Source organism: Streptomyces sp. DSM 15324, assembly GCF_001514285.1.
Taxonomy (GTDB): Bacteria; Actinomycetota; Actinomycetes; order Streptomycetales; family Streptomycetaceae; genus Streptomyces.
This window is the reverse complement of the sequence record NZ_KQ949046.1, coordinates 18,394-42,194: the sequence shown is the minus strand read 5'-3', so window position 1 is coordinate 42,194 and position 23,801 is coordinate 18,394. Positions and strand designations below refer to the sequence as shown.

Genomic DNA, 23,801 nt, shown 5'->3' with positions numbered 1-23,801 from the left:
CTCGCATCGACCTGCCGACCTACGCCTTCCAACGCCACCGCTACTGGCTCGACACCAGCACTGGGACGCCGGAAGCCGCGATGGTCGCGCTCGGCGCGGAGTCGGCGGAGCATCCGTTGCTGGGCGCATCGGTCGAACTCCCCGACGGCGGTGTCGTACTGACGGGTCGGCTGTCGCTGCGAACGCATCCGTGGCTGGCCGACCACGCGGTGGCCGGGGCGGTGCTGCTGCCCGGGACCGCGTTCGTGGACATGGCAGTGCGGGCCGGTGACCAGGTGGGCTGCGCTGTCGTGGAGGAGCTGACGCTGCGGGCGCCGTTGATCGTTCCGGAGACGGGCGGGACCCGGCTGCGGGTGACCGTCGGGGCGCCGGACCAGGCCGGGCGGCGTACGCTCACCCTTCACTCCCGGCGGGAAGAACTGTCCTACGGCGACGAGTGGACCAGACACGCCGAGGGCGTGCTGGCGGTCGCCGAGAGCCCCGTGCCGCCGGTGCGCGATCTGACGGTGTGGCCGCCGGAAGGTGCCGTGGCCGTGGACACGGGCCCTCTGTACGAGGAGTTCGCCGCCGACGGCTACGACTACGGCCCGGTGTTCCGGGGCGTGCGCGCGGCCTGGCGGCGCGGTGACGAGGTGTTCGTCGAGGCGGCGCTCCCGGACGGCCAGCGGGAGTCTGCCGCCGGGCACGCGCTGCATCCGGCCCTGCTGGACGCGGCACTGCACGGACTGCGCATGGGTGGCTTCCACGGTGAGCGGCCCGCTCTCGTGCTGCCGTTCGCGTGGCGCGGGATCTCCGTGCGCGCGGCCGGGGCCTCGGTCGTGCGGGCGGCGTTGACGCCGGCCGGGGGTGACGGGGCCTCGGTGGTCGTCGCCGACGGCGCCGGTCGGCCGGTGGCCGTGATCGACTCGCTCGTGCTGCGGCCTGTCGCGCCCGAACAGCTCGCCGCGGCAGCGGAGCGTCATGACGGCGGGCTGTTCCGCGTCGAGTGGGAGCCGCTGCGGCAGGTCGTCGCGTCCGGGAGTACCGGGGCGTGGGCCGTGGTCGGCCCCGACGAGGTCAAGCTCAGCGTCCACCTTCGCGATGTCCCCGGCGCGCCCGGCGAGGTGTCCGTCCACCCGGATCTGGCGGCGCTGTCCGCCGCGGTCGACGCCGGTGAGACGGACGTACCGGACGTGGTGCTGGTGGCGTACACCTCCGGTGAGGACGACGGCGACTGCGGTGAGGACGACGGCGACAAGGCCCTCGCGGGCACCGCGGACGGCGCGCGTACGACGGTCGAGGGCGCGGTGGCGACCGCGCGGACCTGGCTGGACGACGAGCGGTTCGCGGCGTCCCGGCTGGTCTTCCTCACGCGCGGGGCCGTCGTGACCGGTGCGGGCGAGCGGCCCGACCTGGCGAAGGCGCCGTTGTGGGGCCTGATCCGCTCCGCGCAGTCCGAGCACCCCGGCCGGTTCCTCCTGGCCGACCTGGACCGGGACGAGACCTCGCGCCCGGCCCTGGTGGCCGCGCTGGCCTCGGGCGAGCCCCAGTTCGCCGTACGTGCCGGGGAACCGCTCGTCCCCCGGCTGCGACCGGCGGCCCCCCGGCCATCCGTCGTGGGCCGGCTGCTCGACCCGTCGGGCACGGTGCTGGTCACCGGAGCCACCGGTGGCCTCGGCAGCCTGCTCGCCCGGCACCTCGTCACCGAGTACGGCGTACGCCACCTGCTGCTCACCAGCCGGAGCGGCCCGGATGCCGAGGGTGCCGCCGAGCTGCGCGAGGAACTCACCGCACGGGGCGCCCAGGTCACCCTGGTCGCCTGCGACACCGCCGACCGCGCCGCCCTGGAACGGCTGCTGGACGGCGTACCGCACGAGCATCCGCTGACCGCGGTGGTGCACGCGGCCGGTGTGCTGGACGACGCCACCCTGACCGCCGTCACGCCCGACCAGATCGACCGGGTGCTGCGCCCGAAGGCCGACGCCGCGCTCCACCTCCACGAGCTGACGCGCGAGTCGAACCTGTCGGCGTTCATCCTGTTCTCGGGCGCTGCCGGCACGCTCGGCACTGCGGGCCAGGGCGTCTACGCCGCGGCCAACGTCTTCCTGGACGCACTCGCCCACCACCGCCAGGCGCTCGGGCTGCCCGCCCGCTCGCTGGCCTGGGGCCTGTGGGCCGAGCGCAGCGGCATGACCGAGCGGCTGGGCGAGGGCGCCCGGCACCGGCTGGCCCGCCTGGGCATCGCCGCCCTGGACTCCGACCGCGCACTGGCGCTGTTCGACGCCGCCGGCCGGGCGGACGACGCCGTGCTGCTGCCGATCCGGCTGGACCCCGCCGCGCTGCGCGCCCGGGCCACGGACGGGCAGGACGGCGACGGCGTGGCGACGCTGCTGCGCGGGCTGGTACGCGTACCCGTGCGGCGGTCCGCCGCGAGCGACACCGGCGCCGCAGCGGCGACCGGAGGAGCGGGAGCCGAGGGCACGGGCCCGGACCTGCGGGAACGGCTCGCGGCCCTCACCGAGGACGAACGGCACCGCGCCGTCCTCGACCTCGTCCGCACCCACGCGGCCACGGCGCTGGGGCACGCCACCCCGGCGGGCGTGATGGCGGCACGGCCCTTCAAGGACGTCGGCTTCGACTCGCTGACCGCGATCGAACTGCGGAACCTGCTGGGCCGGGAGACGGGACTGCGGCTGCCGGCCACCCTGACCTTCGACCACCCGACCCCGGGCGCGCTGGCGGCGCACCTGGCGGCCGAACTCGCCCCGGCACGCACCGCGTCCGCGGTCGCGGACGGTCTGCGCGGACTCGACGCCCTCGAGTCGGCGCTCACCGGACTCGCCCAGGACGACCCGGAGCGCGGACTCATCGCGACCCGGCTGCACAAGCTGCTCGCCCAGTGCGAAGGGGACGGAGCAGGCGGTGCGGATGTCGCGCTCAGCCTGGCCGACAAACTCGACCAGGCCAGCGACGACGACCTCTTCCAGTTCATCGACGAGGAACTCTGATCCCAGCCACCCATTCCTGACCGACCACTTCACTTCACTGCAATGCATTGCACTTCACTGCAATGCGCTGCAATGCGCTGCAATGCACTGCACATCACTCACATGAACGCTGTTCGGCGTGGAACGCGGAACGCGGAGGGGGAAAGCGTGAGTACGGCAAACGAAGAAAAGCTTCGCGCCTACCTCAGGCGTGTCACCGGAGACCTGCACCAGGCCCGGCAGCGTTTGCGTGAACTGGAGGACGCCGACGCGGAGCCGATCGCGATCACCGCGATGAGCTGCCGCTACCCGGGCGGAGTCGCCGGTCCCGAGGACCTCTGGAACCTCGCCGCGTCCGGCACCGACGCGGTGTCCGCCTTCCCCACGAACCGCGGCTGGGACCTCGACTCCCTCTACGACGCCGACCCGGAGAGCAAGGGCAGGACGTACGCCAGAGAAGGCGGATTCCTCCACGATCTCGACCGGTTCGACGCGGAGTTCTTCGACATCTCGCCGCGTGAGGCGCTGGCGATGGACCCGCAGCAGCGGTTGCTGCTGGAGACGTCCTGGGAGGTGTTCGAGCGGGCGGGTATCGACCCGAATTCGGTGCGCGGCAGCCGTACCGGCGTATTCGCGGGCGTCATGTACGACGACTACGGTGCGGCACGCATTTACGGCGGCACCGCGGCCGAATTCGAGGGCTACCTCATCAACGGCAGCGCCGGCAGCATCGCCTCGGGCCGCGTGGCCTACACGCTGGGCCTGGAGGGCCCGGCGGTGACGGTGGACACGGCGTGCTCGTCCTCGCTGGTGGCGCTGCATCTAGCGGTGCAGGCGCTGCGGTCGGGGGAGTGCACCCTGGCCTTGGCCGGCGGCGTCACCGCCATCGCCACCCCGAGCCTCTTCGTGGAGTTCAGCCGGCAGCGGGGCCTGTCCCCGGACGGCCGCTGCCGGTCCTTCTCCGACGACGCCGACGGCACGGGCTGGGCCGAGGGAGTGGGCATGCTGCTGCTGGAGCGGCTGTCGGACGCCCGGCGCAACGGGCATCCGGTGCTGGCCGTGGTGCGTGGGTCGGCTGTCAATCAGGACGGTGCCAGTAATGGTCTGACCGCTCCCAACGGACCGTCTCAGCAGCGGGTGATCCGGGCGGCCCTCGCGAATGCGCGGCTTTCGGCGTCGGAGGTGGACGCGGTCGAGGCGCACGGGACCGGGACGACGCTCGGGGATCCGATCGAGGCGCAGGCGCTGATCGCGACGTATGGGCGGGACCGGGAGCGGCCGTTGTGGCTGGGGTCGTTGAAGTCGAACATCGGGCATGCGCAGGCGGCCGCGGGTGTCGGCGGTGTGATCAAGATGGTTGAGGCGATGCGGCATGGTGTGCTGCCGCAGACGCTGCATGTGGGTGTGCCGTCGTCGAAGGTGGACTGGTCGGCGGGGGCGGTGGAGCTGCTGACGGAGGCGCGGGAGTGGCCGCAGACGGGGGAGCGTCCGCGTCGGGCGGGTGTCTCGTCCTTCGGCGTGAGCGGCACGAATGCGCATGTGATTGTGGAGCAGGCGCCGGAGATCGAGCGGTCGGCTGTGGTGGAGCCGGTGGCGGTGCCGTGGGTGCTGTCGGCGCGTAGTGCGGGGGCGCTGCGGGAGCAGGCCGGGAGGCTGCTCGCTCGCCTGGGGGAGGAGCCGGAGTTCTCTCCGGTGAATGTGGGTTTCACGCTGGCGGGCCGGGCGCGGTTCGAGCACCGCGCGGTTGTGGTCGGCCGTGACCGGGACGAACTCCTCGCTGGGCTGTCTGCCGTGAACGTCTCGTCGGGTTCTGGTGGCCGGGTGGTGTTCGTGTTCCCGGGTCAGGGTGCGCAGTGGGCCGGGATGGGTGTGGAGTTGCTGGACTCCGCTCCGGTGTTCGCCGAGCGGTTCGCCGAGTGCGCCCAGGCGTTGGCTGAGTTCGTGGACTGGGACGTGGAGGCGGTCCTTCGCGGTGCCTCTGGTGCGCCGTCGCTGGAGCGCGTCGACGTGGTGCAGCCCCTGTCCTGGGCGGTGATGGTGTCCCTGGCCGCGCTGTGGCGTTCCTACGGCGTCGAACCCGCCGCGGTGGTGGGGCATTCGCAGGGTGAGATCGCTGCCGCGTGTGTCGCTGGTGGGCTGATGCTCAGGGATGGTGCCCGGGTGGTGGCCTTGCGGTCGAAGGCGATCGCGGCCGGGCTGGCCGGTGACGGCGGCATGCTCTCCCTGGCGCTCAGCGCCGAGCAGGCTGCCGGGCGGATCGCCGCCTGGGACGGTCGTATCGAGATCGCTGCGCTCAACGGCCCGGCCTCGGTCGTGGTCGCGGGTGAGCCCGCCGCCCTGGACGAGCTGATCGCCGCCTGCGAGGCCGAGGGCGTGCGTGCTCGTCGTATCCCGGTGGATTACGCCTCCCACACGTCCCACGTGGAGCGGATCGAGAAGGACCTCGCCAAGGTCCTGGCCGAGGTGCGCCCGCGGACCTCCACGGTGCCGTTCTTCTCCACGGTGGAGGCCGACTGGATCGACACCCAGGCTCTGGATGGCGGGTACTGGTATCGCAACCTGCGCCGGACGGTCCGCTTCGAGGAGGCCGTACGCGCCCTCGCCGATCAGGATCACACGGTGTTCGTGGAGGTGTCGGCGCACCCGGTGCTCGCCATGGGTATCCAGGACACCGCCGACGAGGCGGTCGTCACCGGCAGTCTGCGCCGCGGCGACGGCGGCCTGGACCGCTTCCTGGCCTCCCTGGGTGAGCTGTGGGTCCGTGGCGTGGAGGTGGACTGGTCTCAGGCGTTCGCCGGCACGGGTGCACACCATGTCGACCTGCCGACGTATGCCTTCCAGCGCCGCCGCTACTGGCTCGACGTCAGCCCGACGGCCGGCGCCGGTACGGCGGCCGTGGGTCTGTCGGCCGCCGGGCATCCGATGCTGGGGGCGGTCATGGACCTTCCTGACGCGGATGGTGTGGTCCTGACGGGCCGGTTGTCGCTGCGGACGCATCCGTGGCTGGCGGATCACGCGGTCGGCGGTGTGGTGCTGTTGCCCGGTACCGCCTTCGTGGAGCTGGCCGTCCGGGCCGGTGACGAGGTCGGCTGCGAGGCGGTCGAGGAGCTGACCCTCCAGGCCCCGCTGACGCTGCCCGAACAGGGCGGGGTCCGGCTGCGGGTCACGGTCGGGGAGCCCGGCGCCGATGGTCGGCGGACGGTCGGTGTGTACTCCTGTGTCGACGGCGCGGCGGAGGCCCTGGCGGAGTCGCCCGGAGACGCATGGACGTGCCACGCCACCGCCGTGCTGGCGCGGGAGGCCGTCGAGGCCGGTGCCGACCTGGTGGCCTGGCCGCCGTCGGGTGCCGTGCGGGTCGAGACCGACGAGCTGTACGACGATCTGGCCGCTGCCGGATACAGCTATGGCCCGGCGTTCCAGGGGCTGCGTGCCGCCTGGCGGCGCGGCGACGAGGTGTTCGCCGAGGTCGAGGCGGCGGAGGAGCAGCGGGACGAGGCGGTTCGCTTCGGCCTGCACCCCGCACTGCTGGATGCGGCGTTGCATGCTGCGCGGCTGGGCGGGTTCTTCTCCGACGGTCGGGCACGGTTGCCGTTCGAGTGGCGTGGGGTGTCGCTGTACGCGTCGGGTGCGTCGGTGCTGCGGGTACGTCTGGTGCCGACCAGCGCGGACGCCCTGTCGCTGACCGTCGCCGACGGCACCGGGCGGCCCGTCGCGACCATCGGCTCGCTGCTGACCCGGCCCCTCGACCGAGAACAGCTCGCCTCGGCCCGAGGCACCCTGCACGACGCACTGTTCGAGCTTCAGTGGACGGCTGCCACGCCGGCGCCGCAGGCCGCGGGCACGGTCACGTGGGCCTTCGTCGGTCAGTCGCCGATCGGCGGGCCGACATACTCGGACTTCGACTCTCTCGCCGCCGGGAAGGACGTACCGGACCTGGTCGTCTGCCGCTTCGCGAGTTCGGCGGACACCTCCGGGACGACCGCGGACGCCGTGCATACGGCTCTTCGTACGGCCCTGGAGCTGGTGCAGGGGTGGCTGGCGGAGGAGCGGTTCGCGTCGTCGCGGCTGGTGCTGGTGACCTCGGGTGCGGTGGCGGCCGGTGCCGAGGACGGGGTGACTGATCTCGGGGCGGCCGCGGTGTGGGGTCTGCTGCGGTCGGCCCAGACGGAGAACCCGGGCCGGTTCGTGCTGGTGGACGTCGACGCTGCCGAGACCTCGTGGAGCGTACTGCCGACGGCGCTCGAGTGGGCGGTGGAGCGGGACGAGCCGCAGCTGGCGGTGCGTTCCGGTGATGTGCGCGTGCCACGGCTGGGTCGGATGCGCGCGGGTGCCGCGGACCCGGCCGGCGGGTTCGGCACGGGCACGGTGGTCGTGACGGGCGCGACCGGCACGCTGGGTGGTCTGGTGGCGCGGCATCTGGTGACGGCTCATGGGGTACGGCGGCTGTTGCTGCTCAGCCGCAGCGGCCCGGAGGCCGCTGGGGCCGCTGAACTGATCGCCGATCTGCGTGAGTTGGGCGCCGAGGCCTCGTTGGTGGCGTGTGATGTCGCCGATCGCGGGGCGCTGGCCCAGGTGCTGGCGGGGATCCCGGCCGAGCACCCGCTGACGGGTGTGGTGCACACGGCCGGTTTGCTGGACGACGGTACGGTGTCGTCTCTGACTCCGGAGCAGCTGGCGGCGGTGCTGCGGCCCAAGGTGGACGGTGCCTGGAACCTGCATGAGCTGACCCGTGGCCTTGGTCTGTCGGCGTTCGTGCTGTTCTCGTCGGCGTCCGGTGTGCTGGGAAGTGCGGGTCAGGGCAACTACGCGGCGGCGAACGCGTTCGTGGACGCGCTGGCCGCTGCCCGCCGCACCGAAGGGCTGCCCGTGGTCTCGCTGGCGTGGGGCTTCTGGGAGCAGCGCAGCGGCATGACCGGTGAGCTGAGCGACGCGGACCTCGCACGCATCGCACGGTCTGGGCTCAAGGCGCTGACCTCCGGTGAGGGACTGAAGCTCCTGGACGCGGCTGTGACTGCGGGGCCGGCGTCGGTGGTGCCGGTGCGGTTCGACGCGGCGGCGCTGCGCGGCCTGGGGGCCGGGGTGCCCTCGGTGCTGCGCTCGGTGGCCGGTGGTGGCCGGGTGCGCCGGGCGCGTGCGAGTGAGCAGGCGAGTGCTGGTTCGGGCCTGGCGGACCGGCTGGCCGGGCTGTCGCCGGATGCCAGGATGCAGGAGCTGTCCGAGCTGGTACGCGGGCAGGTGGCCGCGGTGCTGGGGCACGGCTCGGCCGCGTCCGTGGAGGAGAGCCGGGCGTTCAAGGAGCTGGGCTTCGACTCGCTGACGGCCGTTGACCTGCGGAACCGCCTGAACGCGGCGACCGGTCTACGACTGCCAGCCACCCTCGTCTTCGACCACCCCACGCCCACCGCTCTGGCGAACCACCTGCTGGGTGAACTCACCGGATTCGCAGGCGAATTCACCGCCGAGCCCCTCCCGGTGCGAGCGCCGCTCGACGAGGACCCCATCGTCATCGTCGCGATGAGCTGCCGCCTTCCCGGCGGCGTGACCACCCCCGAGGACCTGTGGAACCTCGTCGTCGCGGGTACGGACACGATTTCGCCCTTCCCGACGGACCGTGGCTGGGACCTGGACGCCCTGTACGACCCGGACCCGGACCGCAAGGGCAAGAGCTACGTCCGTGAGGGCGGTTTCCTGCACGACGCGGCCGACTTCGACCCCGAGTTCTTCGGCATGTCACCGCGCGAGGCACTCGCCACCGACCCACAGCAGCGGCTGCTCCTGGAGACCTCCTGGGAGGCACTGGAGCGCGGGGGCATCGACCCGAAGTCCCTGCGCGGCAGCCGGACGGGCGTCTTCACGGGGGTCATGTACAACGACTACGGCTCCCGGCTCGGCGGTGCACCGGAGGGCTTCGAGGGCTACCTGGGCAACGGCAGCGCGGGCAGTGTCGCCTCCGGGCGCATCTCCTACACCTTCGGCCTGGAGGGCCCGGCGGTGACGGTGGACACGGCGTGCTCGTCCTCGCTGGTCGCTCTCCACCTGGCGGCGCAGGCCCTGCGGGCGGGCGAGTGCTCGCTGGCCCTGGCGGGTGGCGTGACGGTGATGTCGACCCCGACGACCTTCGTGGAGTTCAGCCGGCAGCGGGGCCTGTCCGCGGACGGCCGCTGCCGGTCCTTCTCCGACGACGCGGACGGCACGGGCTGGGCCGAGGGTGTGGGCATGCTGCTGCTGGAGCGGCTGTCGGACGCCCGGCGCAACGGGCATCCGGTGCTGGCGGTGGTGCGTGGGTCGGCTGTCAATCAGGACGGTGCCAGTAATGGTCTTACGGCGCCGAACGGGCCGTCGCAGCAGCGGGTGATCCGGGCGGCGCTGGCGAACGCGCGGCTTTCGGCGTCGGAGGTGGACGCGGTCGAGGCGCACGGGACGGGGACGACGCTTGGGGATCCGATCGAGGCGCAGGCGTTGATCGCGGCGTATGGGCGGGACCGGGATCGGCCGCTGTGGCTGGGGTCGTTGAAGTCGAATATCGGGCATGCGCAGGCGGCTGCGGGTGTCGGCGGTGTGATCAAGATGGTCGAGGCGATGCGGCATGGTGTGCTGCCTCGGACGTTGCATGTGGGCGAGCCGTCGTCGAAGGTGGACTGGTCGGCGGGGGCGGTGGAGCTGCTGACGGAGGCGCGGGAGTGGCCGGAGACGGGGGAGCGTCCGCGTCGGGCTGGTGTCTCGTCGTTCGGTGTGAGTGGCACGAACGCGCATGTGATTCTGGAGCAGGTGCCGGAGGCCGAGCGGCGTGCCGTGGTGGAGCCGGTGGCGGTGCCGTGGCTGCTGTCGGCTCGGAGTGCGCAGGCGCTGCGGGAGCAGGCCGGGAAGCTGCTCGCTCGGCTGGGGGAGGAGCCGGAGTTCTCTCCGGTGAACGTGGGTTTCACGCTGGCGGGCCGGGCGCGGTTCGAGCACCGGGCCGTTGTGGTCGGCCGTGACCGCAGTGAACTCCTCGCCGGACTGGGCGACTTGAACGTCTCGTCGGGTTCTGGAGGGCGGGTGGTGTTCGTCTTCCCGGGCCAGGGTGCGCAGTGGGCCGGGATGGGTGTGGAGCTGCTGGACTCCGCTGCGGTGTTCGCCGGGCGGTTCGCGGAGTGTGCCCGGGCGCTGGCTGAGTTCGTGGACTGGGACGCGGAGGCGGTCCTGCGGGGTGCTCCGGGTGCTCCGTCACTGGAGCGTGTCGATGTGGTGCAGCCGCTGTCGTGGGCGGTGATGGTGTCGCTGGCCGCGTTGTGGCGTTCCTATGGCGTCGAACCCGCCGCGGTGGTGGGGCATTCGCAGGGTGAGATCGCTGCCGCGTGTGTTGCTGGTGGGCTGACGCTCAGGGATGGTGCCCGGGTGGTGGCGCTGCGGTCGAAGGCGATCGCGGCGAGCCTGGCCGGTGACGGTGGCATGGTCTCCGTGGCGCTCGGTGCGGAGCAGGCTGCCGGGCGGATCGCCGCCTGGGACGGTCGTGTCGAGATCGCGGCGCTCAACGGCCCGGCCTCGGTCGTGGTGGCGGGCGAGCCCGCCGCCCTGGACGAGCTGATCGCCGCCTGCGAGGCCGATGGCGTGCGTGCTCGTCGTATTCCGGTGGATTACGCCTCCCACACGTCCCATGTGGAGCGGATCGAGGAGGAGCTGGCCCGGGTCCTGGCCGAGGTCCGCCCGCAGACCTCCACCGTTCCGTTCTTCTCCACGGTGGAGGGCGACTGGATCGACAGCCAGGCTCTGGATGCCGGGTACTGGTATCGCAACCTGCGCCGCACGGTCCGCTTCCAGGCTGCGGTCGAGGCGCTGGCAGAAGCCGGTTTCGAGGCGTTTGTCGAGGTCAGCCCGCATCCGGTGCTCGCCATGAGCATCCAGGACACCGCCGACGAGGCGGTCGTCACCGGCAGTCTGCGCCGGGACGACGGAGGCCTGGACCGTTTCCTGGCCTCGCTGGGCGAGCTGTGGGTCCGTGGCGTGGAAGTGGACTGGTCTCAGGCGTTCGCCGGCACGGGTGCGTACCACGTCGACCTGCCGACGTATGCCTTCCAGCGCCGCCGCTACTGGCTCGACGGGCCCCCCGCCGAGGCCGCCACGGCGACTGATCCGGCCGATGCGCGGTTCTGGGAGGTTGTGGAGAGCGGGGACCTGGAGTCGCTGGCGTCGGTTCTTGGTGTGTCGCCGGACGAGCCGTTGAGGGCGGCGTTGCCGGTGTTGTCGTCGTGGCGGCGGGAGCGGCGGGACGAGGCCCGGTTGGAGGGCTGGCAGTACCGCGTCGTGTGGCGGCCGGTGCCCATGAGGGCCGAGGCGCTGTCCGGTACCTGGCTGGTCGTGGTGCCTGCCGGGCTTGTCGAGGACGAGTGGACGTCTGCGTTGTTCCGGGCCCTCGACGCGAAGGGAGCCGAGGTGCTGCGGTTCCCGGTCGAGCCGGGTGTTGACCGGGCTGGGTTGGCCGGTGCGCTGCGGGGTGTGGCGGCTTCGGCGGGGGTGTTGTCGTTGCTGGCGTTGGACGAGTCGGCGGATGCGGTGGGTGGTGGGGTCTCGGCCGGTCTGGCCGGCACTCTTCAGTTGGTGCAGGCGCTGGGGGATGCCGGGGTTGAGGGGCCGTTGTGGTGTGTGACCCGGGGTGCCGTCGGTGTCGGTGGTGCGGATCGGGTGGCGAGTCCGGTGCAGGCCGGGGTGTGGGGTTTTGGCCGGGTGGCTGCCCTGGAGTACCCGGAGCGTTGGGGTGGGCTGGTCGATCTGCCGGAGGTCTTCGACGGCCGGGTGGAGGACGGGCTCGGTGCGGTGCTGGCGGGTGTTGTTGGTGAGGATCAGGTCGCGGTGCGTTCGGCGGGGGTCTTCGGGCGTCGGCTGGTGCGTGCTGGTGGTGCTGGTGGTGCTGGTGGTGTTGGTGGTGTTGGTGGTGTTGGTGTGGGGGAGTGGAGTGCGCGGGGGACGGTTCTGGTGACCGGTGGCACGGGTGCTCTGGGCGGGCATGTGGCGCGCTGGCTGGCGGGGCGGGGGGTGGAGCATCTGGTGCTGGTCTCCCGTCGGGGTGGGCAGGCGCCGGGGGTCGATGTTCTGTGTGGTGAGCTGGAGGCTTGTGGTGTTGGGGTGACGGTGGCTGCGTGTGATGTGGCTGATCGTGAGCAGGTCCGGGTGCTGCTGGATTCCCTGGGGGCGGCGTCGATTCCCGCGCTGACGGGTGTGGTGCACACCGCGGGTGTGCTGGACGACGGTGTGATCGAGGCGTTGTCGCCGCGGCGGCTGGCGGGTGTGCTGGGGGCGAAGGCGGAGGCCGCCTGGCATCTGCACGAGCTGACCCGGGATCTGGGGCTGGAGGTGTTCGTGCTGTTCTCGTCGCTGGCGGGGACGGTGGGGGGTGCCGGTCAGGCGAACTACGCGGCGGCGAATGCCTGTCTGGACGGGTTGGCGGCTGGGCGCCGGGCTCAGGGGCTGTCGGCCACGTCGGTGGCGTGGGGCCGTTGGGCCGGTGACGGGCTGGCCGTGGGTGGGGCCAGGCAGTCGTGGGCAGACCGTGGCGGGGTCGCGCCGATGGAGCCGGGTGATGCGCTGAAGGCGCTGGAGTCGGTGCTGGGCCGGGGCGAGGAGCAGGTCGTCGTCGCGGACGTCGACTGGCAACGCTTCGCACCGCGGCTCGCGACCGCTCGCCCTGCTCCGCTCATCGCGGAGATCCCGGAGGCGCGTCGCGCGCTGGAGACGGTTGCCGACGACGGTGCCGGTACGGCCGGTGACCCTGCCGAGTCGTTGCGTGCCGAGCTCGGCGGTCTCTCTCCGGTCGAGCGGGCCCGCGCGCTGCTGGACCTCGTACGCACCCATGTGGCCAGGGTGCTGGCGTTCCCGGACGCGGAGGCCGTGGCCGCCGACCGGGCGTTCAAGGAACTGGGCTTCGACTCGCTCACCGCCGTCGAACTACGGAACAGGCTGAAGGCCGCGACCGGCCTGACGCTGCCGGCGACGCTCGTCTTCGACCACCCCACGCCCCAGCTCCTCGCCGACCGCCTGCGGGCGGAGCTGAGCTCCGAAGGGGCCCGGCACTTCGACAGCGTGGTCGGGGAACTCGACCGGCTCGCGTCGGACATCTCCGCACTCGTCGGAGAGGCCGAGGACGACGCCCGGAACGAGATCTCCCTGCGGCTGAAGGCACTGCTCCAGCTGTGCACTCCCGCCGAGGGACCCGAGTCCGAACCGGGCCGGGCGGCCGACAAGCTCGCCACGGCCTCCGACGACGACGTCTTCGACTTCATCAGCAACGAACTCGGCATCTCCTGACCCCCGGCCCCCATCCCCCTTGGTTCCCTTCTCCGCGCACCGCGTGACGACTTCCCGGACTTGGAGTAGTACGGCGTGACCAACACCAGCGAGGACAAGCTCCGTTACTTCCTGAAGCGAGTGACTGGCGAACTTCACGAAGCACGGCAACGCCTCCAGGAAGTGGAGTCGGGAGAGCGCGAGCCCATCGCGATCGTGGGGATGAGCTGTCGCTTCCCCGGCGGGGTCGACTCGCCCGAACGGCTGTGGCAGCTGCTCGCCTCGGGCGAGGACGCCTTCTCCGAGTTCCCCGCCGACCGTGGCTGGGACACCGAGGGCCTGTACGACCCGGAGCTGTCGCGGCCGGGAACGTCGTACGTCCGCGAAGGCGGATTCCTCACCCACGTCGGCGACTTCGACCCCGCCTTCTTCGGGATCTCCCCGCGTGAGGCGACGGCACTCGACCCGCAGCAGCGGCTGCTGCTGGAGACCTCGTGGGAGGCCATCGAGCGGGCCGGCATCGACCCGACGTCGCTGAAGGGCAGCCGCACCGGAGTCTTCGCCGGCACCAACGGCCAGGACTACGCCGCCCTGCTGCGCCGGGCCCCCAAGCAGTCCGAGGGCTACCTCGCCACCGGCGTCGCGGCCAGCGTGGTCTCCGGGCGCCTGTCGTACACCTTCGGCCTCGAGGGCCCGGCGGTGACCGTCGACACGGCCTGCTCGTCCTCGCTGGTCACCCTGCATCTGGCGGTCCAGGCGCTGCGCAACGACGAGTGCTCCCTCGCCCTCGCCGGCGGCGTCACGGTCATGGCCACCCCCGAGACATTCGTGGAGTTCAGCCGTCAAGGCGCGCTCTCCCGCACCGGACGCTGCCGCCCCTTCGCCGCCGCGGCAGACGGTACGGCGTGGGGTGAGGGCGTGGGCATGCTGCTGCTGGAGCGGCTGTCGGACGCGCGGCGCAACGGGCATCCGGTGCTGGCGGTCGTGCGCGGTTCGGCCGTCAACCAGGACGGCGCGAGCAACGGTCTTACGGCGCCGAACGGGCCGTCGCAGCAGCGCGTGATCCGCGCCGCCCTAGCCAACGCCGGGCTCACCACCGCACAGGTGGACGCCGTCGAGGCCCACGGCACGGGCACCACCCTTGGTGACCCGATCGAGGCCCAGGCCCTGCTCGCCACCTACGGCCAGGGACGTCCGGCCGACCGCCCGCTGTGGATCGGCTCCCTCAAGGCGAACATCGGCCACACGGCCGCCGCCGCCGGTGTCGCCGGCGTCATCAAGATGGTCGAGGCGATACGGCACGGTGCCCTGCCGCAGTCCCTCTACGTCGACGAACCCACCCCCCAGGTCGACTGGTCCACCGGCGCCGTCCGCGTCCTCACGGAGCAGCGCGCCTGGCCGGAGACGGGAGGGCCGCGTCGGGCGGGCATTTCCTCCTTCGGTGTGAGTGGCACGAATGCGCATGTGATTGTGGAGGAGGCTCCGGAGGTTTCGGGGTTGGTGGTGGAGGGTGTGGTTGGGGTGCCTTCGGTGGTGCCGTGGGTGGTGTCCGGGCGTGGGGAGGGGGCGTTGCGGGCGCAGGGGGAGGGGTTGTTGTCCTGTGTGGGTGGGGGTGTTTCGCCGGTGGATGTGGGGTGGTCGCTGGCGGGGCGGGCGGTGTTGGAGGACCGGGCTGTGGTGGTGGGGTCTTCGGGTGAGGAGCTGGTGGCGGGGCTGGAGGCTTTGGCGCGGGGTGGGTCGGCTTCGGGGCTGATCGTGGGTGGCGCGGTTGGTGGCGTGGCTGGTGGCGTGGTTGGTGGGCGGTTGGCGGTGTTGTTCTCGGGTCAGGGGTCGCAGCGGCTGGGGATGGGCCGGGAGCTGTATGGGCGTTTCCCGGTGTTTGCTGAGGCTTTCGATGCTGTGTGTGTGGCGTTGGATGCGGAGCTGGGTGCTGGCAGTGGTGTGCGGGATGTCGTCTTCGGTTCTGAGGCCGCTTTGCTGGATCGGACGGTGTTCGCTCAGGCTGCGTTGTTCGCGGTTGAGGTGGCCTTGTTCCGGCTGGTGTCGTCTTTGGGTGTGTGTCCGGATTTCGTGGGCGGGCATTCGGTGGGTGAGTTGGTGGCTGCGTGTGTGGCTGGTGTGTGGTCGCTTGAGGACGCGGCTCGGCTGGTGGCGGCGCGTGGTCGGTTGATGGATGGCTTGCCTGCTGGTGGGGCGATGGTGGCGGTGGAGGCCACTGAGGAAGAAGTGACCGGCATGCTTGCTGGTGGTGAGGGCCGGGTGGGTGTTGCGGCGCTCAATGGGCCTATGTCGGTGGTGGTGTCCGGTGATGAGGACGCGGTTGCGGCGTTGGCGGCGGAGTTGTCGGGGCGGGGGCGTCGTATCAGGCGTCTTGCGGTTTCGCATGCGTTCCACTCGCCGCGTATGGAGCCGATGCTGGCGGAGTTCCGGGCGGTCGCGGAAGGCCTCACCTACACGGCGCCGCAGATCCCCCTGGTGTCGAACCTGACCGGCCGGATCGCCGCCGCAGGCGAGGTCTGCAGCCCGGAGTACTGGGTGCGTCATGTGCGTGAGGCGGTCCGTTTCGCCGACGGAGTGCGGGAGTTGGCGGCGCAGGGTGTGTCGGTGTTCCTGGAGCTGGGTCCGGACGGTGTACTGACGGGCCCGGGGTCGCAGGTGGCCGCGGACGCGGTGTTCGTTCCGGCGCTGCGCAGTGGCCGGCCGGAGGAGAGGGCGTTGCTCTCGGCGCTGGCGCGTGTGTGGGCGCATGGTGTCGATGTGGACTGGAAGGCGGTGTTCACCGGTACCGGCGCCCAGCGTGTCGATCTGCCGACCTACGCCTTCCAACGCCACCGCTATTGGCTCGACGCGCCCGCCCACGCGACGGATTCCGCTGCCGCGACCGGTCTTGGGCTGGGCTCGGTGGAGCACCCCCTGCTCGGCGCTGCCGTCGAACTCGCCGGTGTCGAGGGGCTGTTGCTGACCGGTCGGCTCTCACTCCGGACGCATCCGTGGCTGGCGGACCACGCCGTGGCCGGGGCGGTGCTGCTGCCCGGCACGGCCTTCGTGGAACTCGCGGTCCGGGCCGGTGACCAGGTCGGCTGCCCTGTCGTGGAGGAACTGACCCTCCAGACGCCGCTGATCATGCCGGAGACCGAGGACGTACAGCTCCAGCTCATGGTGGGCGAGCCGGACGCGACGGGACGGCGGTCGCTGACCGTGTACTCCCGCGTCGGCGACGCCTCGGCCGACACGGACTGGACGTGTCATGCGACGGGTGTGCTGGCGGTGGGTGGTGTGTCGGCGTCGGCGGGTGCGGCGGAGCTGGCGGTGTGGCCGCCGGTCGGGGCTGTGGCGGTGGATGTTGAGGGCCTGTACGAGGGGTTCCTGGCCGACGGGTACGGCTATGGGCCGGTGTTCCAGGGGGTGCGTGCTGCCTGGCGGCTCGGTGACGAGGTGTTCGCCGAGGTGGAGCTGGCCGAGGGGCAGCGTGAGGACGCGGCTCGTTTTGGTCTGCATCCGGCGTTGCTGGATGCGGCGTTGCACGGTGTGCGGCTGGGTGGGTTCTTCTCGGACGGTCGGGCGCGGTTGCCGTTCGAGTGGCGTGGGGTGTCGCTGTACGCGTCGGGTGCGTCGGTGGTGCGGGTGCGGTTGGCGCCGGTGGGTGCGGACGCGCTGTCGGTCAGCCTCGCCGACGGCACCGGACAGCCCGTCGCCACCGTGGAGTCGCTGGTCTGTCTGCCCGTCGACCGGGAGCAGCTCGCGGCTGCCGCGGACGCCGCCCGTACGCCGGGGCACGACGCGCTCTTCCACCTCGACTGGACGTCGGTCCAGGCGTCGGCCGTGGCGGACCACGCCTCCGCCTCCGGCCGCTGGGCGCTGATCGGGGACGATCCCGCAGCCGTCGGAGCCCGCCCGACGGCCGGCCGTCACCATGACCTGGCCGCGCTGGGCGACGCGGTGGCCGCCGGTACCGCCCTCCCGGACATCGTCGTCCTGCCCGTTGCGGCGACGTCGGAGGGGGAGTGCCGGATGGCGGAGGCCGCGCGCGCCGCGGCCCACCGCGCCCTGGACGTCGTACAGGCATGGCTGTCGGACGAGCGGTTCGCGGCGGCCGGGACACGGCTGGCGCTGGTGACGCGGGGTGCCGTGGCCGCGGGCCCGGACGAGGGGGTGGCCGATCTCGCGGGGGCGCCGGTGTGGGGGCTGCTGCGGTCGGCGCAGACCGAGAACCCGCACCGGTTCCTGCTGCTCGACACCGACGACACCGAGGCCTCCAGGGATGTGCTGCCGGGTGCCCTGCTGTGGGCGGTGGCACAGGACGAACCGCAGGTGGCGGTGCGCGGTGGCGAGGTCCGGGTACCGCGGCTGGCCCGGGCCGGCCGGGCCGGCGGCGCGCTGGTCCCGCCGGCCGGGACGTCCGCCTGGCGGCTGGAGATCCCGGTCAAGGGCTCCTTCGGCAATCTGGAGCTGCGGGAGTGCCCATCGGCCGAGGAGCCGCTCGCGCCCGGCCAGGTACGGGTCCAGGTGCGCGCCGCCGGCATGAACTTCCGGGACGTCCTGCTCGCCCTGGGCGTGGTGCCGAACCAGCAGGTGATGGGCAACGAGGCCGCCGGCGTCGTCCTAGAGGTCGGCGAAGGCGTGACCGACCTGGCCGTCGGCGATCGCGTGCTGGGTGTCTTCTCCGGGGCGTTCGGCCCCGTCGCCGTCACCGACCGGCGGATGCTCGCCCCCATGCCCGCCGACTGGTCCTTCGTCCAGGCCGCGTCCGTGCCCGTCGTCTTCCTCACCGCGTACTACGGCCTGCGTGACCTGGCCGGCCTGCGCGCCGGGGAGTCGGTCCTCGTGCACAACGCCGCCGGCGGCGTCGGCATGGCCGCCGTCCAGCTGGCGCGGCACTGGGGGGCCGAGGTCTACGGCACGGCGAGCGAGGGCAAGTGGGACGCGCTGCGCGCCGCCGGACTGGACGATGCGCACATCGCCTCGTCCCGCACCCTCGATTTCGAGGAGCGCTTCCGCACGACGAGCGGCGGTCGCGGCACGGACGTGGTGCTGGACGCGCTCGCGGGCGAGTTCGTGGACGCCTCCCTGCGGCTTCTGCCGGGTGGCGGACGCTTCCTGGAGATGGGCAAGACCGACCAGCGCGACCCCGCCGAGGTCGCCGCGGCCCACCCGGGCGTCACCTACCGCGCGTTCGACCTCGGCGACGCCGGGCTCGACCGCACCCAGGAAATGCTCACCGAACTGCTGGAGTTGTTCGCGCAGGGCGTGCTCACTCCGCTGCCGGTCGCCTCCTGGGACGTGCGACGGGCGGCCGAGGCGTTCCGGCACCTCAGCCAGGCCCGGCACATCGGCAAGGTGGTCCTCACCGTGCCCGCACCGCCGGCCGGCAGCGGAGCAGGCACCGCCCTGGTGACCGGCGCCACCGGCACCCTCGGCCGACTGGTGGCCCGCCACCTCGTGGAGCGGCACGGCGTACGGAACCTCCTGCTCGTCAGCCGCAGCGGCCCGGCCGCCGACGGTGCCGCCCAGCTCGTCGCCGAACTCGGCGCTCTCGGCGCCCGGGCCCACCTGGTGGCCTGCGACGTCGCCGACCGGCAGGCGCTGGCGGACCTCCTGGACGGCATCCCGGCCGACCGGCCGCTCACGACCGTCGTCCACACCGCCGGCGTACTGGACGACGGCATGCTGCCGGCGCTCACCCCCGAGCGGATCGACACGGTGCTGCGCCCGAAGGCCGACGCCGCCTGGAACCTGCACGAGCTGACCCGCGATCTCGACCTGTCCGTGTTCGTCCTGTTCTCGTCCGTCTCTGGCGTGCTGGGCAACGCCGGCCAGGGCAACTACGCCGCGGCCAACACCTTCCTCGACGCCCTGGCCGCCGCCCGTCGCGCCGAGGGACTCCCCGCGACCTCGCTGGCCTGGGGCTTCTGGGAGCAGCGCAGCGCCATGACGGGCGAGCTGGGCGACGTCAACCTCGCTCGTATCGCCCGCTCCGGCCTGACCGCCCTGCCCTCCGAGGAGGCGCTGGCCCTCTTCGACACCGCCGTCGCGGCCGACGCCGCGCTGACGCTGCCCGTCCGGTTCGCCACGGCCGCGCTGCGCGCCGCCCAGGATTCTCTTCCGGCGCTGCTGCGCGGCCTGGTCCGCGGCCCCGCCGTACCCCGAGCCCGGGCCGCGGCCGCAGGGGAGCAGTCCACGGCCGGTCTCTCGGCCCTCGTACGGCAACTGACGGGACGCCCGGAGGCCGAACAACTGGCTTCGCTGTCGGAGTTCGTCCGCGGGCACGTCGCGACCGTCCTCGGCCACGGGTCCGCGGCCGCGGTGGGGGAGAACCGCGCTTTCAAGGAGCTCGGGTTCGACTCCCTGACCTCGGTGGAACTCCGCAACCGCCTCAACTCCGCGACCGGCCTGCGGTTGCCCGCCACGCTCGTCTTCGACCACCCGACCCCCGGCGCCCTGGCCGGTCACCTGCGCGACGAACTGCTCGGCACCGTACCCGGCCCCGGCGCGACCGCAGTCGGCCCGGCCGGCGCGACGCCGGCGGACGACGACCCCATCGCGATCGTCGGCATGAGCTGCCGTTATCCCGGAGACGCCGACTCTCCCGAGGCCCTGTGGGAGCTGCTGGCCTCCGGCGGTGACGGCATCACCGGTTTCCCCACGGACCGCGGCTGGGATCTCGACGCGCTGTACGACGCCGATCCCGACCGCCCCGGCACGTCGTACGTCCGCAGCGGCGGATTCCTCCACACCGCGGCCGAGTTCGACGCGGGCTTTTTCGGGATCTCGCCGCGTGAGGCGCTGGCGATGGACCCGCAGCAGCGGCTGCTGCTGGAGTCGTCGTGGGAGGCCCTGGAACGCGCGGGCATCGACCCCACCTCCCTGCGCGGCCACCAGGCCGGCGTCTTCGCCGGCGCCGCGGCCCAGGGCTACGCCTTCGGCGCGGAGCAGGCCGGTGAGGGCAGCGAGGGCTACTACCTCACCGGCAGCACCACCTCCGCAATCTCCGGCCGCGTGGCCTACACGCTGGGCCTGGAGGGCCCGGCGGTGACGGTGGACACCGCGTGCTCGTCCTCGCTGGTCGCTCTCCACCTGGCGGCGCAGGCCCTGCGGTCGGGCGAGTGCACCCTGGCCCTGGCCGGCGGCGTGAACGTCATGGCAACGTCCATGGCGTTCGTGGAGTTCAGCCGGCAGCGGGGCCTGTCCGCGGACGGCCGCTGCCGGTCCTTCTCCGACGACGCCGACGGCACGGGCTGGGCCGAGGGAGTGGGCATGCTGGTCCTGGAGCGGCTGTCGGACGCGCGGCGCAACGGGCATCCGGTGCTGGCCGTGGTGCGTGGGTCGGCTGTCAATCAGGACGGTGCCAGTAATGGTCTGACCGCTCCCAACGGGCCGTCTCAGCAGCGGGTGATCCGGGCGGCGCTGGCGAACGCCGGGCTGTCGGCCGGTGATGTGGACGCGGTCGAGGCGCACGGGACGGGGACGACGCTCGGGGATCCGATCGAGGCGCAGGCGCTGATCGCGACGTACGGGCGGGACCGGGAGCGGCCGTTGTGGCTGGGGTCGTTGAAGTCGAACATCGGGCATGCGCAGGCGGCTGCGGGTGTCGGCGGTGTGATCAAGATGGTTGAGGCGATGCGGCATGGTGTGCTGCCGCGGACGCTGCATGCGGATCTGCCGTCGTCGAAGGTGGACTGGTCGGCGGGGGCGGTGGAGCTGCTCACCGAGGCGCGCGAGTGGCCCGGGACCGAGGGGCGTCCGCGCAGGGCTGGTGTCTCGTCCTTCGGCGTGAGCGGCACGAATGCGCATGTGATTCTGGAGCAGGCGCCGGAGATCGAGCGGCGTGCTGTGGTGGAGCCGGTGGCGGTGCCGTGGGTGCTGTCGGCGCGTAGTGCCGAGGCGCTGCGGGAGCAGGCCGGGAGGCTGCTCGCTCGCCTGGCGGAGGAGCCGGAGTTCTCTCCGGTGAACGTGGGTTTCACGCTGGCGGGCCGGGCGCGGTTCGAGCACCGCGCGGTTGTGGTCGGCCGTGACCGGGACGAACTCCTCGCTGGCCTGGGTGACTTGAATCCCGGGACGGGTTCTGGTGGCCGGGTGGTGTTCGTGTTCCCGGGTCAGGGTGCGCAGTGGGCCGGGATGGGTGTGGAGCTGCTGGACTCCGCTCCGGTGTTCGCCGAGCGGTTCGCCGAGTGCGCCCAGGCGTTGGCAGAGTTCGTGGACTGGGACGTGGAAGCCGTCCTTCGCGGGGCCTCGGGTGCGCCGTCGCTGGAGCGCGTCGACGTGGTGCAGCCCCTGTCGTGGGCCGTGATGGTGTCCCTGGCCGCGCTGTGGCGTTCCTACGGCGTCGAACCCGCCGCGGTGGTGGGGCATTCGCAGGGTGAGATCGCTGCCGCGTGCGTCGCTGGTGGGCTGACCCTCAGGGATGGTGCCCGGGTGGTGGCCTTGCGGTCGAAGGCGATCGCGGCCGGGCTGGCCGGTGACGGCGGCATGCTCTCCCTGGCGCTCGGCGCCGAACAGGCTGCCGGGCGGATCGCCGCCTGGGACGGTCGTATCGAGATCGCGGCGCTCAACGGCCCGGCCTCGGTCGTCGTCGCGGGCGAGCCCGCAGCCCTGGACGAGCTGATCGCCGCCTGCGAGGCCGACGAGGTCCGTGCTCGTCGTATCCTGGTGGATTACGCCTCCCACACGTCCCACGTGGAGCGGATCGAGGAGGAGCTGGCCCGGGTCCTGGCCGAGGTCCGCCCGCGGACCTCCACGGTGCCGTTCTTCTCCACGGTCGAGGCCGACTGGCTCGACACCCAGGCCCTGGATGGCGGGTACTGGTATCGCAACCTGCGCCGCACGGTCCGCTTCGAGGAGGCCGTACGCGCCCTCGCGGGCCAGGACCATACGGTGTTCGTGGAGGTGTCGGCGCACCCGGTGCTCGCCATGGGTATCCAGGACACCGCCGACGAGGCGGTCGTCACCGGCAGTCTGCGCCGCGACGACGGTGGCCTGGACCGTTTCCTGGCCTCCCTGGGTGAGCTGTGGGTCCACGGCATCGACGTCGACTGGGCCCAGGCCTTCACCGGGACCGGGGCGTATCACGTCGACCTGCCCACCTACGCCTTCCAGCACCGCCACTACTGGCTGGGTACCGCTGTTGCGGCGGCCGGTGCGCTGCCCGGGCTCGGGCTCGTGGCGGCGGAGCACCCGATGCTCGGGGCGGCGGTGGAGCTTCCGGACTCGACAGGTGTGGTTCTCACCGGTCGGTTGTCGCTGCGGACGCATCCGTGGCTGGCGGATCACGCGGTCGGCGGTGTGGTGCTGCTGCCGGGGACCGCCTTCGTGGAGCTGGCCGTCCGGGCCGGTGACGAGGTCGGCTGCGAGGCGGTCGAGGAGCTGATCATCGAGGCCCCGCTGACGCTGCCCGAACAGGGTGGTGTGCAGCTGAGGATCACGGTTGCCGAGTCCGGTGCGGAGGGCGGTCGCGCGTTCACCGTGTATTCCCGGCGAGAAGACGCGCCGGCGGAGAGCCCCTGGACGTGTCATGCGACGGGTGTGCTGGCGGTGGGTGGTGTGTCGGCGTCGGCGTCGGCGGGTGCGGTGGAGCTGGTGGTGTGGCCGCCGGTCGGGGCTGTGGCGGTGGATGTTGAGGGCCTGTACGAGGGGTTCCTGGCCGACGGGTACGGCTATGGGCCGGTGTTCCAGGGGGTGCGTGCTGCCTGGCGGCTCGGTGACGAGGTGTTCGCCGAGGTGGAGCTGGCCGAGGGGCAGCGTGAGGACGCGGCTCGTTTTGGTCTGCATCCGGCGTTGTTGGATGCGGCGTTGCACGGTGTGCGGCTGGGTGGGTTCTTCTCGGACGGTCGGGCGCGGTTGCCGTTCGAGTGGCGTGGGGTGTCGCTGTACGCGTCGGGTGCGTCGGTGGTGCGGGTGCGGTTGGCGCCGGTGGGTGCGGACGCGCTGTCGGTCAGCCTCGCCGACGGCACCGGACAGCCCGTCGCCACGGTCGATTCGCTGGTCCTGCGTCCCTTTGCCCCCGAGCACCTCGCAGGCGTGACCGGGACGCCTGACACCCTCTTCCGCGTCGAGTGGACGCCGCTGCCGCGCGCCGCCGCGGCCCACGACGCGAAGGCCGTGTGGGCGGTCGTCGGCTCGCCGGATGCCGTGACCGGTCTCCCGGCCCGGCCGACCGTCCACGCCGACCTGACGGACCTGGTCTCTGCCGTCGACAACGGCGGCGTACTGCCGGGCGCGGTGCTCGTCCCGTTCACGGTGGCGGCGCCGGGCGAGGACACGGTCAGGGCGGCGCACGACGCCGCGTACCGGGCCTTGGAGCTGGTGCAGGGCTGGCTGGCGGAGGAGCGGTTCGCCTCGTCGCGGCTGGTACTGGTCACGCGGGGCGCGGTGGCGGCCGGGCCGGACGAGGGTGTCACGGACGTCGCGGCCGCCCCGGCCTGGGGCCTGCTGCGGTCGGCCCAGACGGAGAACCCCGGCCGGTTCGTCCTCCTGGACGCCGACGGCGGGCTGTGGCCGGCAGACGCGCTGGACGCCGTGCTCGCCGGGGACGAACCGCAGCTCGCGGTTCGCGATGGCGTCGTCTATGTGCCGCGTGTCCAG

General features: G+C 72.5%; 2 protein-coding genes and 1 pseudogene. All 3 read left to right on the top strand.

Annotated elements, in window-relative coordinates; genetic code table 11:
• Positions 1-2,987: type I polyketide synthase (locus AQJ58_RS39600; RefSeq protein ID WP_159056410.1), on the top strand; the 2,987-nt coding region annotated here is incomplete at its 5' end.
• A gap of 147 nt (positions 2,988-3,134) precedes the next feature.
• Positions 3,135-13,244 (top strand): type I polyketide synthase, encoded by a 10,110-nt coding sequence (locus AQJ58_RS39595; RefSeq protein WP_067259426.1) that lies wholly within the window; start codon positions 3,135-3,137, stop codon positions 13,242-13,244.
• Between the two features lie 120 nt (positions 13,245-13,364).
• Positions 13,365-23,801: pseudogene (locus AQJ58_RS39590) on the top strand (SDR family NAD(P)-dependent oxidoreductase); the annotation flags it as partial.